Source organism: Methylocaldum gracile, from assembly GCF_053646815.1.
In genome coordinates, this window is the sequence record NZ_CM132196.1 from 3324685 (window position 1) to 3338378 (window position 13694).

The 13694-nt window shown below is 54.1% G+C and carries 14 protein-coding genes; 1 reads left to right on the plus strand and 13 read right to left on the minus strand.

Annotation, left to right across the window (positions count from 1 at the left end; translation table 11 throughout):
- Positions 1-160 precede the first annotated feature (160 nt).
- The 12 genes from pdxJ to rpoE form a co-directional block, all read right to left on the minus strand.
- The gene (gene pdxJ, locus ACWJJK_RS14565; RefSeq protein WP_156879451.1) at positions 161-913 is read right to left on the minus strand and encodes a pyridoxine 5'-phosphate synthase; all 753 of its coding nucleotides are present in this window, start codon (positions 911-913) and stop codon (positions 161-163) included.
- Positions 913-1770 carry a DNA repair protein RecO gene (gene recO / locus ACWJJK_RS14570; protein WP_077729215.1) on the minus strand — a complete coding sequence of 286 codons (858 nt, stop codon included), beginning with the start codon at positions 1768-1770 and terminating at the stop codon, positions 913-915. Before recO ends, pdxJ begins: the two co-directional genes overlap by 1 nt.
- Complete coding sequence (era, locus tag ACWJJK_RS14575; protein ID WP_086135433.1) at positions 1658-2539, minus strand: GTPase Era; 882 nt, start codon at positions 2537-2539, stop codon at positions 1658-1660. Before era ends, recO begins: the two co-directional genes overlap by 113 nt.
- Positions 2536-3228, minus strand: a complete 693-nt coding sequence (gene rnc, locus ACWJJK_RS14580) for a ribonuclease III (protein ID WP_086135515.1) — start codon at positions 3226-3228, stop codon at positions 2536-2538. Before rnc ends, era begins: the two co-directional genes overlap by 4 nt.
- Positions 3229-3372: 144 nt before the next feature.
- The gene (locus ACWJJK_RS14585) at positions 3373-3750 is read right to left on the minus strand and encodes a DUF4845 domain-containing protein (RefSeq protein ID WP_077729217.1); all 378 of its coding nucleotides are present in this window, start codon (positions 3748-3750) and stop codon (positions 3373-3375) included.
- Positions 3751-3796: 46 nt separating this feature from the next.
- Positions 3797-4570 carry a signal peptidase I gene (lepB, locus tag ACWJJK_RS14590; protein WP_156879367.1) on the minus strand — a complete coding sequence of 258 codons (774 nt, stop codon included), beginning with the start codon at positions 4568-4570 and terminating at the stop codon, positions 3797-3799.
- Between the two features lie 28 nt (positions 4571-4598).
- The gene (gene lepA / locus ACWJJK_RS14595) at positions 4599-6404 is read right to left on the minus strand and encodes a translation elongation factor 4 (protein ID WP_077729219.1); all 1806 of its coding nucleotides are present in this window, start codon (positions 6402-6404) and stop codon (positions 4599-4601) included.
- A 4-nt stretch (positions 6405-6408) separates the two neighbouring features.
- On the minus strand, positions 6409-7815 hold the full coding sequence (locus ACWJJK_RS14600) for a DegQ family serine endoprotease (RefSeq protein ID WP_077729220.1): 1407 nt from the start codon (positions 7813-7815) through the stop codon (positions 6409-6411).
- A gap of 55 nt (positions 7816-7870) precedes the next feature.
- The gene (locus ACWJJK_RS14605; protein ID WP_168175369.1) at positions 7871-8311 is read right to left on the minus strand and encodes a SoxR reducing system RseC family protein; all 441 of its coding nucleotides are present in this window, start codon (positions 8309-8311) and stop codon (positions 7871-7873) included.
- Positions 8304-9254, minus strand: a complete 951-nt coding sequence (locus ACWJJK_RS14610; RefSeq protein ID WP_168175370.1) for a MucB/RseB C-terminal domain-containing protein — start codon at positions 9252-9254, stop codon at positions 8304-8306. The genes ACWJJK_RS14605 and ACWJJK_RS14610 overlap by 8 nt, the downstream gene beginning before the upstream one ends.
- Before the next feature lie 82 nt (positions 9255-9336).
- The gene (locus tag ACWJJK_RS14615; RefSeq protein ID WP_077729223.1) at positions 9337-9858 is read right to left on the minus strand and encodes a sigma-E factor negative regulatory protein; all 522 of its coding nucleotides are present in this window, start codon (positions 9856-9858) and stop codon (positions 9337-9339) included.
- A gap of 11 nt (positions 9859-9869) precedes the next feature.
- Positions 9870-10442 (minus strand): RNA polymerase sigma factor RpoE, encoded by a 573-nt coding sequence (gene rpoE / locus ACWJJK_RS14620; protein WP_077729224.1) that lies wholly within the window; start codon positions 10440-10442, stop codon positions 9870-9872.
- 385 nt (positions 10443-10827) lie between these two features.
- Here rpoE and nadB point away from each other — a divergent pair, with 385 nt between their 5' ends.
- Complete coding sequence (gene nadB, locus ACWJJK_RS14625; protein WP_156879366.1) at positions 10828-12423, plus strand: L-aspartate oxidase; 1596 nt, start codon at positions 10828-10830, stop codon at positions 12421-12423.
- A gap of 53 nt (positions 12424-12476) precedes the next feature.
- Here the strand turns inward: nadB and amrS are convergent, their stop codons facing one another.
- Positions 12477-13586 carry an AmmeMemoRadiSam system radical SAM enzyme gene (gene amrS / locus ACWJJK_RS14630; RefSeq protein ID WP_156879365.1) on the minus strand — a complete coding sequence of 370 codons (1110 nt, stop codon included), beginning with the start codon at positions 13584-13586 and terminating at the stop codon, positions 12477-12479.
- Between the last annotated feature and the right edge of the window lie 108 nt (positions 13587-13694).

The following is a 13694-nucleotide window of genomic DNA, read 5'->3' on the forward strand; positions in this document are numbered from 1 at the left end:
ATCTCCTCCGCTATGCTGCCCCAGCTATCGCGAACCATCGTTATATTTGATTTGGGCCCCGAGCATTCTCTACACCACGCGCCATCTCGATTACGACGGAATGCGAGAAAGCGGACCAGTTGTTCGATTCGATAGCCGTTCAACTATGGCAGAATAAGCCCTATGGGTCAATTGATAAGCGCGACGACGCCATCGCCCGCTTCATCTCGCTCACCGCTCGCTCCAGCCCGACGAACAGCGCCCTCGCCACGATGGAATGCCCGATATTGAGCTCCTCGACCTGGGGAACGCGGCAAATTTCCCCTACGTTGTGATAATTCAATCCATGCCCCGCATTCACTCTGAGGCCGATTCCGGATGCATACTCTGCCGCCCGTGCCAAGCGGTGAAACTCATCTTTACTTTCCTTGTTCGAAGCGGCATCGGCATAGTGGCCCGTGTGTAATTCGATCACGGGAGCACCGGTTTTCGCTGCCGCTTCGATCTGCCGAAAATCGGCGTCGATGAACAGGGAGACCTCCACCCCGGCTTCGCCCAGCGTTTCGCAAGCGGCACGAATTCGTTCGAAATTTCCGGACACATCCAGACCACCCTCCGTGGTCAATTCTTCGCGTCGCTCCGGAACCAGGCAGCACGCTTGTGGCCGCACGGTTTTTGCGATAGCGACCATCTCATCGGTCACCGCCATTTCCAGGTTTAAACGGGTCTCGATCATCTCTCGCAACAATCCGATGTCTCTGTCCTGAATATGCCGGCGATCCTCGCGAAGATGAGCGGTAATACCGTCGGCGCCAGCTTGCTCCGCGAGCAAGGCCGCCTGGATCACTTCGGGGTATTTGGTACGCCGAGCCTGTCGAATGGTGGCGATATGATCGATGTTTACGCCGAGTAAGATAGGGCGAGAGGTCGTCATCATGGTCTGCTTTTTGTGACTTGCTTGAAAAAGTCCCGGCTTTTAAGAGATTTTCCGTTGAGATAATAATTGATTACTCGTCGCATCAGATGCTTCGCCTCTTGAAGTTCATCCGGATCGTTCAGCGTCTTCCGCTCCAATGCAAGCAAGGTGGCACCTCCGACCGAATCCGCAGTCCTTTCGTCGTTCTCTACCGGACCTTCCTCGATTCTGTACACATATCTTTTTGCCGGATCGATCGGTTGCCCGGACGTTGCCTCCCGATCAAAGGCCATACCGTAACCCATCTCGCCCAGCAGAGAGACTTCGAACAATCTTAGAATCCGTTCCATGCCGTCATCTGCTGCGAGTTGATCCAAGGTATTCCGATATAGATCGAATACTTCCGGATGAGGATCGCGGGAAGGGAGAAAATTGAGAAGCAACTCGTTCACATAAAATCCGCAGAACAGCTTGGGCCCGCTCAACTTGATGCTGGTTCCTCCGATGGATTCCGCAGCCGTCAAGACTGGTAGATCGCCTTTTCCCGCCCAGGAAAGACGCAATTGAACGAATGGCTGAAGTAGAGAATGCAATCCTCTTTTGCTCTTGCGCGCACCTTTTGCCAGCAGGCGAAGGCGACCGAAATCCAATGTAAATACGTCGAGAAGAAGGCTTGATTCGCGATAAGGTCTACTGTGAAGGACGAATCCGTTCTGCAGCGAGATGCGGCCTTGGAAGTCCCGAGAAGCACCCTTGCTCGCGTCATTCGCTGTAGCCGAGGCTGTGCAAAGCACGCTCGTCATCCGACCAACCTTTCTTGACCTTAACCCAAAGCTCCAGGTAAACCTTGCAATCGAGCAAACGTTCCAGTTCATGCCGCGCCCGCTCGCCGACCTTCTTGAGCACTTCGCCGCTGCGGCCGATGATGATTGCCTTCTGACCCTCGCGCTCGACCCAAATCACCGCACTGATTCGCGTCAATCCGCCCTCGAGCTTGAATTGCTCGATCTCCACCGTCAGCGCATGAGGCACCTCCTGGGACAGCGAACGAAGCAATTTTTCCCGAATGACTTCGGCGGCAAAAAAACGCTCCGGCTTGTCGGTGATTTGATCTTCCGGATAAATCGGTTCGCCCTCCGGCAAGAGTTCGATGATCTTCCGCTCCAAAACGTCCAGATTCGTGCCCTTTAAGGCGGATACCGGAACCAAATCGGCAAACGAGTGGCGAGCCGCCGCCTCTTCCATAAAAGGCAATAAAAGCGCCTTATCCTCGAGCCTGTCGACTTTATTGATGACCAAGATGACAGGCACCCCTGCAGACTTGATCCTCTCCAGGACCAACTCGTCTTCGGAAAGCCACATCGGTCTGTCGATGAGCCAGACAATCACATCGACGTCAAGCAGGGCGGAGACCGCTGCGCGGTTGAGGTAGCGATTCATCGCCCGCTTTTGGCTGGCATGAATGCCCGGAGTATCGACAAAAACAATCTGTCCGTCTCTGGTGGTCTTGATACCGCAAATCCGATGCCGCGTCGTCTGCGGCCGGCGGGACGTGATGCTGATTTTTTGTCCGACCAGATGATTGAGGAGGGTAGATTTACCGACGTTCGGGCGCCCCACGAGCGCGACAAAGCCTGCTTTCATGGTTTGAGCCCCAGTTTTTCCGCCAGCACAGTCAGCATCTTTTCTGCCGCTTGCTGTTCGGCCTTTTTCCGGGAAGGCCCTACGCCCTCGCAGGAAACCGGGATCAGCGACACGCGGCACTCCACGCAAAAGCTCTGGTCGTGCGGCTGACCGATGACCGTTTTGAGGGTATAGGTAGGCAATTCGAGTCCTCGCGCTTGCATCAATTCTTGTAATCGGGTCTTCGGATCCTTTTTCCAATCCCGCAGCGAAAGACGGTCTATCGGCTCGGCAAAAAGGTTTAAAATCCACTCCCGACAGGCATCCATCCCTTGATCGATAAGCAGAGCGCCAATGACGGCCTCCAGCGCGTCGGACAAAATCGAGTCGCGCCGATATCCGCCGCTCTTCAATTCGCCCGACCCCAGAACTAAGTAATCCCCCAGATTTAATTTACGCGCCAATTCCGCCAAAGAGCTTTGATTCACGAGAGTCGCGCGCAACCGGCTGAGCACGCCTTCGTCCGCCTCCGCGAACTTGTCATAAAGCCTTTCCGCGATCACAAACCCGAGCACTGAGTCGCCCAAAAATTCGAGCCGCTCATTGTTCTCGCTCTCAGCACTCCGATGAGTCAAGGCTCTCTTGACCAAGGCGGGATTCTTGAAATGCAAGCCCAGTTTTTTGGCGATCTTTTCCGGTTCCAAAATCACGAGTCCACCGGCGGGATACGAGTTAAGCACATAACGACCTGTCCGAGTGAGTGACAGCTCAGAGAAACAACCGATTTATGCGGGTCCGCGTCATTTGACGCGGATGGCAAGCACACAGAAAGCAGTAACTAGAAACGCTCTTCATCAATTCGATCCGACCTCGATAAGATCGTTAAAGTGCAGCAAAGCATCCACGTTTCCAAAAAGATGCTCGGCGACGTCATAAGCTATTTCAATCTTTAGATAAGATCCCTCCTTAATGATCTTCACATCTTTGGTCGATACCCGTTCGACCATGTTGATCTCCCAGCGTTTCTGCAGGAGAGTCAAGATTTCGTCTCTGGTTTTCGAAGCGAGATCGTTATCTTTCTTGAGCGATTCAAGCGACGACACGATCTTATAGTGCTCCAGATACACCGGGCCGATCTTGAGTACAAGCAAGGAGAAAAAACCGATTAAGAATAGAACGAACAAAAAGCCGATAAGCGTCAGACCGCTCTGCCGGGAAGGGACATTAGCCATTTTCGCGTACTCCGGGAGTTTTCGGATAGTTTCGGTACTAGAACCACTAATTCAATATAGTACCGAGACGATCAAATGCGATGCCGCCGTTCTCCCAGTCCCAACTCATCCAAATGAAAAACGCTTTTCCGACTAAATGGCTTTCCGGCACGGTACCCCAGTACCGGCTATCGTTGCTGTTGTCGCGATTATCGCCCATGACGAAATACTGACCTTCGGGTACCGTAAATTCCCCCTGCACCGAAGGTTGGCCTTCTCGAATCAGGATGTCGTGATTAACCCCTTTCAAGTCTTCGCTTAAAAGGCGCGCACCGTTCATGACGCTGCCCTGCCCCACGCCTTGATATTCGGCGATGGCTGTTTGCTTGATGGCTTCTCCGTTTACGTAAAGCTGTTTGTTGTAATACGCGATGCGGTCGCCAGGCAAACCGATAACCCGCTTGATGTAATCCACCTTCGGGTCTTTCGGAAAACGGAATACCACGATATCGCCCCGCTCAGGCTCGCCCATCTCGACGATCTTCGTGTTCAAAACCGGAAGACGAATACCGTAGGTGTATTTATTGACGAGAATGAAATCGCCGATGAGCAGTGTAGGCATCATGGAACCCGAAGGGATACGGAATGGCTCCACCAAGAACGATCGCAGCAAGAGTACGATCAGAACGATCGGAAAAAACGAACGAGCATATTCCACGATAGTCGGCTCTTTCGCCGGAGCCGTAGCCGGCTGAAAGCGCCGCAGCAACGCGTAACCGCCCCAAATAATCCCGGTCAGGGCGGTAGCCATGACCAAAAAAAACGAAAAATCGAAATCCATAAGCTGGGTCTTTTGTTGTTTTTCGGTATTAGGTATCTTTGTTTACGCGCAAAACCGCCAAAAACGCTTCCTGCGGAATGTCGATCTTCCCTACCTGCTTCATTCTTTTTTTACCGGCTTTCTGCTTTTCCAGCAGCTTCTTCTTACGGGTAATATCGCCGCCGTAACACTTGGCCAGCACGTTCTTGCGCATCGCCTTGACTGTGGACCGAGCGATGATCTTCGAACCAATAGCGGCTTGAATGGCGACTTCGAACATTTGTCTCGGAATAAGATCCTTCATTCGCTCCACGAGATCTCGCCCCCGAGTTTGACTGATGTCCCGATGCACGATCAAAGACAGCGCATCCACACGCTCTCCGTTGATGAGAATGTCCAGTTTGACCAGCGGCGCCGCCTGAAAGCGCCTGAATTCGTAATCGAACGAAGCGAATCCGCGGCTGACCGATTTAAGACGGTCGAAAAAATCCAATACGATTTCGCTTAGAGGCAACTCGAAGCTGAGGGACACCTGCCCGCCCATGTACTGCATCTTTTTTTGTATGCCGCGCTTTTCGACGCAAAGCGTCATCACCGCGCCCAAATAATCCTGCGGCACCAGAATATTGGCTTCGATGATCGGTTCGCGGATTTCTACGATTTCGTTGGGCGGGGGCAGCTTGGACGGGTTGTCGATCAGAATCGTCTCGTCGTCCGTTTTGAGCACCTCGTAAACGACGGTCGGCGCTGTCGTGATCAAATCGAGATCATACTCTCGCTCCAGCCGCTCCTGGATGATCTCCATGTGCAGCATGCCGAGAAACCCGCACCGAAAACCGAACCCTAAAGCCTGCGACGTTTCCGGCTCGTACTGCAGCGCGGCATCGTTAAGATGCAGCTTGTTCAGCGCCTCCCGAAGATTCTCGTAATCGTCGGATTCAACAGGATAGAGCCCTGCGAACACTCTCGGCTGGACTTGCTGGAACCCCGGCAGCGGGGCCTGGCAAGGGCGATCGGCCGCGGTGATCGTGTCGCCCACCGGCGCACCGAAAATATCCTTGATACCGGCCACAACGAACCCTACCTCGCCGGTTTGGAGTGTCTCCTTATCGAAGGACTTTGGGGTAAAGACGCCCAGCTTTTCCACCAAGTGGCTCTTTCCGGTGGACATGATGAGGATCTTCTGTTTCCGGGAGATGGAACCGTTAACCACTCGCACCAGCGAAACGACTCCCAGATAGTTGTCGAACCAGGAGTCGATGATCAGCGCTTGCAAAGGCCCCTCGGGATCTCCCTTGGGCGGAGGCACCTTGCTTACCAGCTGTTCAAGAAGATCATTGACACCGAGGCCGGTTTTCGCGCTGATTTTCAAGGCTTCGTCGGCCGGCAACCCGATAATCTCCTCGATCTCCTTGCAAACCCGCTCGGGTTCGGCCGACGGCAAGTCGATCTTGTTCAGCACGGGAATGACTTCCAGGCCCTGCTCGATCGCCGTATAGCAGTTCGCTACGCTTTGCGCCTCCACCCCCTGCGCTGCGTCGACCACGAGCAGGGCGCCTTCGCAGGCCGCCAATGATCGGGACACTTCGTAGGAGAAGTCCACATGACCGGGCGTATCGATCAAGTTGAGCTGGTAGGTCTCGCCATCCTTGGCCTTATAGTTGAGCGTTACGCTTTGAGCCTTGATGGTGATGCCGCGTTCCCGCTCGATGTCCATCGAGTCGAGCACCTGGTTGAGCATCTCGCGATCGCTAAGTCCTCCGCAAGTCTGGATGAATCGGTCTGCCAAGGTCGACTTGCCATGGTCGATATGAGCGATGATGGAAAAGTTACGAATATGCTGCTGATCAGCCACGGCCTCAATCCTTGAGCTTCAAGGCCAGGAACAATGAGCCGCCGCGTCGCTGGACCAGCACCGCAAGCGATTTGCCTTTTGGCAACTCCTTCACAACCTCATTGAAATGGTTTACGTCTTTGACGACTTGGTCCTGAATACGAAGAATCACATCGCCACGGCGTATACCCGCATCGTAGGCGGGCCCCGGGTTGACCGCTTGTACCAGCACGCCATGCCGCGGAACTTCCAATTGTTCTCGCTGCTCCACCGTCAAATTGGATACGCTAAGCCCCAAACGGTCGAACGTCTGAGCCCCCGGAGCCTCCTCGGCCCCCAAGAGCACTCCCTCATCCTCGGGCAAGGTGCCAATTTTGATCTTTACATCACGGGTCGAACCTTGACGGATGATTTTGACCGCTGCCGTTTCCCCCACTTTGGTCATACCTACCATTGGCGGTAGCGACGACGAACCAACGACCTCCTGTCCGTTGAACTCGATAATGACGTCACCGACCTGGATGCCTCCCGCCTCGGCTGGACTCTTCGACAATACTCTAGATACCAGAGCTCCCTGCGGCTTCTTCATCCCGAAAGATTCGGCCAACTCGCGCGTGACGTCCTGTACCTGCACGCCCAGCCAGCCCCGCGACACATGGCCCTGCGATTTCAATTGTTCGACCACCTGCATGGCGACTTCGATCGGAATAGCGAACGACAATCCCATGAAGCCGCCGGTACGGCTGTAAATCTGAGAGTTGACGCCGACCACCTCGCCCTCGAGATTGAACAAAGGGCCACCGGAGTTGCCCGGATTGATGGCCACGTCGGTCTGAATGAAAGGCACATAGTTATCGCTCGGGAGACTTCGGCCCTTGGCGCTGACGATGCCCGCCGTCACCGAATGATCGAAGCCGAAGGGTGAACCGATAGCCAATACCCATTCACCCACTTTCAGTTTATCGGCCGACCCCATTCTTACGACTGGCAAATGATCAGCCTCTATCTTCAGCAACGCGATATCGCTGCGCTTATCCGATCCGACGACTTTGGCCACCAATTCTCGGCGATCTTGCAATCGCACGACGATTTCGTCGGCATCCTTGACAACGTGGTGATTGGTCAAGACATAACCATCGTCCGAAACGATGAAGCCCGATCCCAAAGATTTCACCTCACTCGGCTGGCCACCACCTTCGCCAAAGAAGCGACGAAAGAAATCGTCAAATGGCGTTCCTTCCGGTATTTCGATCCCTTCCGGCAACTGGGGCTCAGTAGCGCTCACTTTCTGAGAGGTACTAATATTTACGACCGCCGCGCTGTTTTTCTCGACTAAGCCGGTGAAGTCGGGAAGCTGAGCAAGGACTCCCTGAGACGAAAGCCCTATGAGAAGGAAACAAAGCACGAGGGCTATCCACCTGGTTTTAAGCATACGAAACTCCCAAGTCTTCACGGACCTAAGCATGGATTTAAAAGCGGATTTGATATCAGCTAAGTTTACGGAGTATCACGGGGTGCAGTTTTTCGCGAGAAAGAACCCCTGTGAACTTCAAAAGGACAAAAGACAAAATCAGGCCAGTTACGCCTCCGAATGCGCTGGCCCCGTCGCTGGAAATAGCTGGTCTTAGCGAGGACGCGACGATGTCTCCCAATACCGCGCCAAAAAATAAGCCCAACAAAGGAATCAAGTATGCCCATAGGGACCCCTTTACCAGGGCGTCCTCCTGAATTCCGAGCACAACACGATCACCCACATGAACTTCGATTGGGGAAAATACCTGTAACCGAATTTTCGGTGCCCCGAGGTACTCGTCCACCACGCCAGACGCGCATTGCTGCGAACATCCGCCACACGCCGATTTGCGCGGCTTTTCGACCCAAACTTTTTCGGCTTCCGTGTGTAAGACGACTGCTTCTTCCTCAATCATGGGCGTCATTCACTTGAAGATGCACGCCCCCTGCGATGGCTTGCACGGTTTTGGCGGGAACTTCGCCCATCACGGTGACCAGATAGCGATCGATCTTACGAGAATGCGCATTTATGGCACCGACTTTCTTCTGATGTCCCTTGACGATATCGCCTCCTAACTCATCAATGTAAATTGAAACAGAAGAAAAACCGTCACTCAACAAGATATGTTCTACCGGATGCTCTGTCGGCGTACGAATCAGCCGAGTATACGAAATCATTTGAAACCCATCTGGCACGCTTCTAAGCGCCCATTTCAACGACCTGAGCGGCATCGCCTCACGCCGATTAACCTGCCAAGTAAAAGCATCGACCTTTGTGGATGCATTCAGTTCGGAGTCCGGGATGATTTCCTCGATACTCAGCGACGTGAACATCATCTGCTCGACCGCCTGGCCATTTTCGCCGATTAGCTCGAATTTGAGCGGCAACTTGGATTCCAAATCCACCCAAATCCGGCGAGCGTACCGAAAGTCATCTCGCGGCTCAATACTGATGACCTGTGACAAGCGCTGCGCAACGTATTCCTGCGCCTCAAGCTTAAAATCGTAATGTCGTGAAAGTTGTTTCAAGTCCTCTGGCAACTCCAGCAAAACCGAACGTCTTGGCGGTTTATTTTCGACAAAGACCGTTTTGGTGTCGGGAAAGTAGCAAGACACTTTTTCTGCATTTCGGACGACTTCCCGCAAGGGAGTGTTCATCGACACCAACCGTTCGTGCTCCGTACCCCCTGTAAACGCATGAACTAGCTGAAAGCTCTCGACGTGTTTATCTTTGAGATAAGCCACTACTCCCCGATAATTCAACTGAGTCACGGCTTGACGCATATCCATTAGCCAACGGACGGCATCACCATGGCGAGGTTCGCCGGTTCCGCCCAAAGCTTCGGCTGCAAACATCATTAGACAAATCTGCCATGCCAAAACTCGGCGTATGCGGAGCATGTCCACAGAGAGCGCAAAAAGTGAAACCATCAATTCGAACTTAGCGAGAAGAATCGTAGGTCACCAGGCGAGCATAGGGCAACAGACCTGGAGCGCCTGCCAAATAAGCCGTTTCGTAATGCGTAACCAGATAATCCTGGAACTGGGGATCAAGCGCTGAACGAACCTCATCGGGATCGACCAACTCGGTTTGCGCCAACACCTCCGGACCAGGCACCGGAGAATAATCCTTTACGGACTTCCCGACCAAAACCGCAACCACCGCCAAAGAGGCCGCTAATGCGGCCGTTACCGCTTTTTCACGATAGCGGTGTTTCTCCGGTCTTGGCGCAAGAATCGCCGGTTCGTTCGCTATAGTAGCCCGAACCTGATCCACGAAGCGATCATCGACGGGCAGGACCTTTCCCGACCGCATCACCTCGCTGACCAGACGGTAACGATGCCATTGCCTTCGAAGCGTGGCGTCGCTCTCTATACGAGCCATCAATGCCAGCGAATCGCTCTCACTCAATTCTCCGTCTAACAGTAATGACAGCTTTTGTCTCAGATCATCATCCGACATGGACTTGCCCCCTAACCGAGTAAAACTTTTAATTTCTTATCGATGGCTTCGCGCGCACGAAAAATGCGTGAACGCACGGTCCCCACCGGACAATTCATTACCTGAGCGATTTCGTCGTAGCTTAAGCCATCGAACTCTCGCAAGCTTATCGCCGTACGAAGTTCTTCGGGCAGCTCGTCTAGCGCAAATTGGATTACCCGAGCGAGTTCCTCACTTAACACTACTCCCTCAGGGGTTTCTTGATCCTTTAGACGTACGGCGGACTCGAATTGTTCCGCCTCCTCGATTTCGATCTCGTCCTCCGAAGGGCGGCGTGCGCGCATCGCAATGTGATTCTTTGCCGTATTGATCGCGATCCGGTACAGCCATGTGTAAAAAGCGCTCTCGCCGCGAAAGCTCGGCAACGCCCGATAGGCCTTTATGAAGGACTCCTGAGCGACGTCCAGGGCCTCGTGCGGGTCCTTGATATAGCGGTTGATCAGCTGCGCGATTTTGTACTGGTATTTTCGAACGAGAATGTCGAATGCCGTTTTATCGCCTCGCTGTACCCTCCGGACTAATTCCTCATCGAGTTGCTCGCCCATTGCGGGAAACCTTTTTCCCTATTTAACGGCGCACACGCACGACCAAAAGATCTGGGCTCTTATTTGAATACGGCGAGCGAATGAAAAACACGGCTTATTTGAGAGCTTCATTAAGAGTGAGATACGTGGCTTGACAGAAAACACTGTCAAAGACTGCTGCACAATTGCATTAGCTTGATTCTACAGGAAGAATTATCGTAGTTTCGCAAGCGCCATTCAATGCGTATTTCGCCGTATCCGCCACGACCCACACTTTTGACGACTCATCAGCACCGAATCGAGATTCTGCTTTAGGCTGCCATTCCCATGGCTAATTCAACGCCACCTGTTTTAGACAAAATACTTTTACAGTAGGATGGCGAAACCACCACGACACACACACTTCATGCCATCCTCAGTTCACGACGTTTTGATCATCGGCAGCGGCGCAGCCGGCTTAAGCTTGGCGCTACGCATCGCCGATCACGCGCGTGTCGCCGTCCTGTCCAAAACCGCCTTGACCGAAACCAACACGCTTTACGCCCAGGGCGGCATATCGGCCGTGCTGGATGCCGACGACTCGATCGAGTCGCACATACAGGACACACTGAACGCGGGCGCCGGCCTTTGCGATCCGGATATCGTGCGGCTCGTCGTTTCGCTAGGCAAAGAATGCATCGACTGGCTGCTGGAACGAGGTGTTCCGTTCACTGCAGCGGACGCGGAAAGCGGCGGCCACCACCTTCACCTGACTCGGGAAGGCGGACATACCCATCGCCGCGTTGTCCATGCTGCCGATGCCACGGGACGGGCTGTCGAAATCTCGCTGGCGCAACATATCCGCAACCATCCTAATATCGATTTATTCGAATACCATAACGCGATCGATCTGATAACCGAGAAAAAGGTCGGCCGTGACGGGAACCGCGTGCTGGGCGCCTATGTGCTCGATACCCACGACAATAAAGTAAAAACGCTCCGGGCCCGAGTCGTCGTTTTGGCGACCGGTGGCGCCAGCAAAGTTTATCTATATACCAGCAACCCCGACATCGCCACCGGGGATGGCATTGCCATGGCCTGGCGCGCCGGCGCATGCATCGCCAATATGGAATTCATTCAATTCCATCCGACCTGCCTTTACCACCCACATGCCCGCTCGTTCCTGATTTCGGAAGCGGTTCGCGGAGAAGGCGGAAAACTGGTGCTGCCGGACGGCTCGCCCTTTATGCACCGATTCGATTCCAGAGAGGAACTGGCTCCCCGCGATATCGTCGCGCGCGCCATCGATCACGAAATGAAGCGCCTGGGCGTCGACTGCGTTTACCTGGACATCAGCCACAAACCCTCCGATTTCATCAAAAGCCATTTCCCGACCATTTACGCGCGGTGCCTAGAGCTCAATATCGATATTACATCGCAAGCGATACCGGTCGTCCCGGCCGCTCATTACACCTGCGGAGGCGTGCAAACCGACCGCCACGCGCGCACCGACGTGCCCGGCCTTTACGCCGTCGGAGAAACAGCCTGTACCGGTCTCCACGGAGCCAACCGCATGGCCAGCAATTCCTTGCTCGAATGTCTGGCCTTCGCCAAGCTGGCGGCAGAGGATATTATCAGGGCCCTGCCCGAGATCCCTCCGCCTCCGGACTTGCCCGAATGGGACGAATCCCAGGTCACGGACTCCGACGAGGAAGTCGTCGTCGCCCATAACTGGGACGAAATCCGACGTTTTATGTGGGATTACGTAGGCATCGTCAGAACCAACAAGCGCCTGCAGAGGGCGTTGCGCCGTGTCGAGCTGTTAAAGCAGGAAATCGCCGAATATTACGGCAATTTCAGGGTCACCAGCGATTTATTGGAGTTGCGCAATCTGGTCATCGTAGCCGAACTGATCATCCGCTCGGCCTTAGTGCGCAAAGAGAGCCGAGGACTCCATTTTACGCTGGACTATCCGCGCACGAACGATGATGAGCCTCCACGAAACACGGTGATCTGTCCCTGATCATCGATCAGCGGCTCGTAACGGCATCCTCCGATCAATCTTCAAGCAACGCCTTAGTGGTGCGTTGCCGCCCGGCGGCACGTGCTGACCGGCACGCGCCTGCCGCCCCAGTCTCCGGGGCTTTCTTCGAACACGCCGGCGCAAGGCGTGTTGCATGCATTGCAAGCGCCTTGCGGCGTCAAATTCCATTCCGACAGTTCATACCAGTCGCGGCCAATGAGCAACTGGCCGCAGTGATGGCAATAAGTGCTGTCAGCCGCTTTATCGTGAACGTTTCCGACATAAACGTATCTAAGACCGTTTTTCATGGCGATGCGCCGGGCCCGAACCAAAGTGTCCCTCGGAGTAGAACGCTTATCCATCATCTTCCAGTCGGGATGAAAGGCCGAAAAATGGAGAGGCACGTCCGGTCCCAACTTGTCGGCTACCCATTGAGTCAATGCCTCCAACTCATGATCCGAGTCATTCTCGCCGGGAATCAGCAAGGTCGTTATTTCCAGCCACACGGACGTTTCGTGCTTGATGTATTGCAGCGTTTCCAATACCGGTTGCAAATGGCCGCCGCAGATCTTGCGGTAAAACTCGTCGGTGAACGCCTTCAAATCGATATTGGCCGCGTCCATCACGCTGTAAAACTCGGCGCGCGGCTCGGCGCACATATAACCGGCCGATACCGCGACCGATTTGACGCCATGCTTTCGGCATTCCTTGGCAACGTCCACGGCGTATTCATGAAAGACAACGGGATCGTTGTAGGTGTAAGCGACGCTGCGACAACCCAGCTCTTTTGCCGCCAGCGCAATGGCTTCGGGGGAAGCCTGATCCATCAGTGAATCCATCTCGCGAGACTTGCTGATATCCCAGTTCTGGCAAAACTTGCACGCGAGATTGCATCCGGCCGTGCCGAACGAAAAGACCGGCGTACCGGGAAGAAAATGATTCAGCGGTTTTTTCTCTATAGGGTCGATGCAGAAGCCGCTAGAGCGCCCGTAGGACAACAATACGATCTTGCCGTCCACATTGCCGCGAACGAAACACAACCCCCGCTGTCCTTCATGCAACTTGCAAAACCGGGGACACATCGTGCATTCCACACGACCGTCCTCCAGCGTACGCCAGTAGCGCGTAGGAAAACCCTGCGCCGTTTCGATGGTCCGATTCATGATCTACACCCCATTCGTCAAATAAAATCGCATTTGTAAAATATGACCCATCGGGTGCCTGTCGACGTTTTGCCGTCGGCCGGCGTCGATCCCACAGAGGACTTTGCA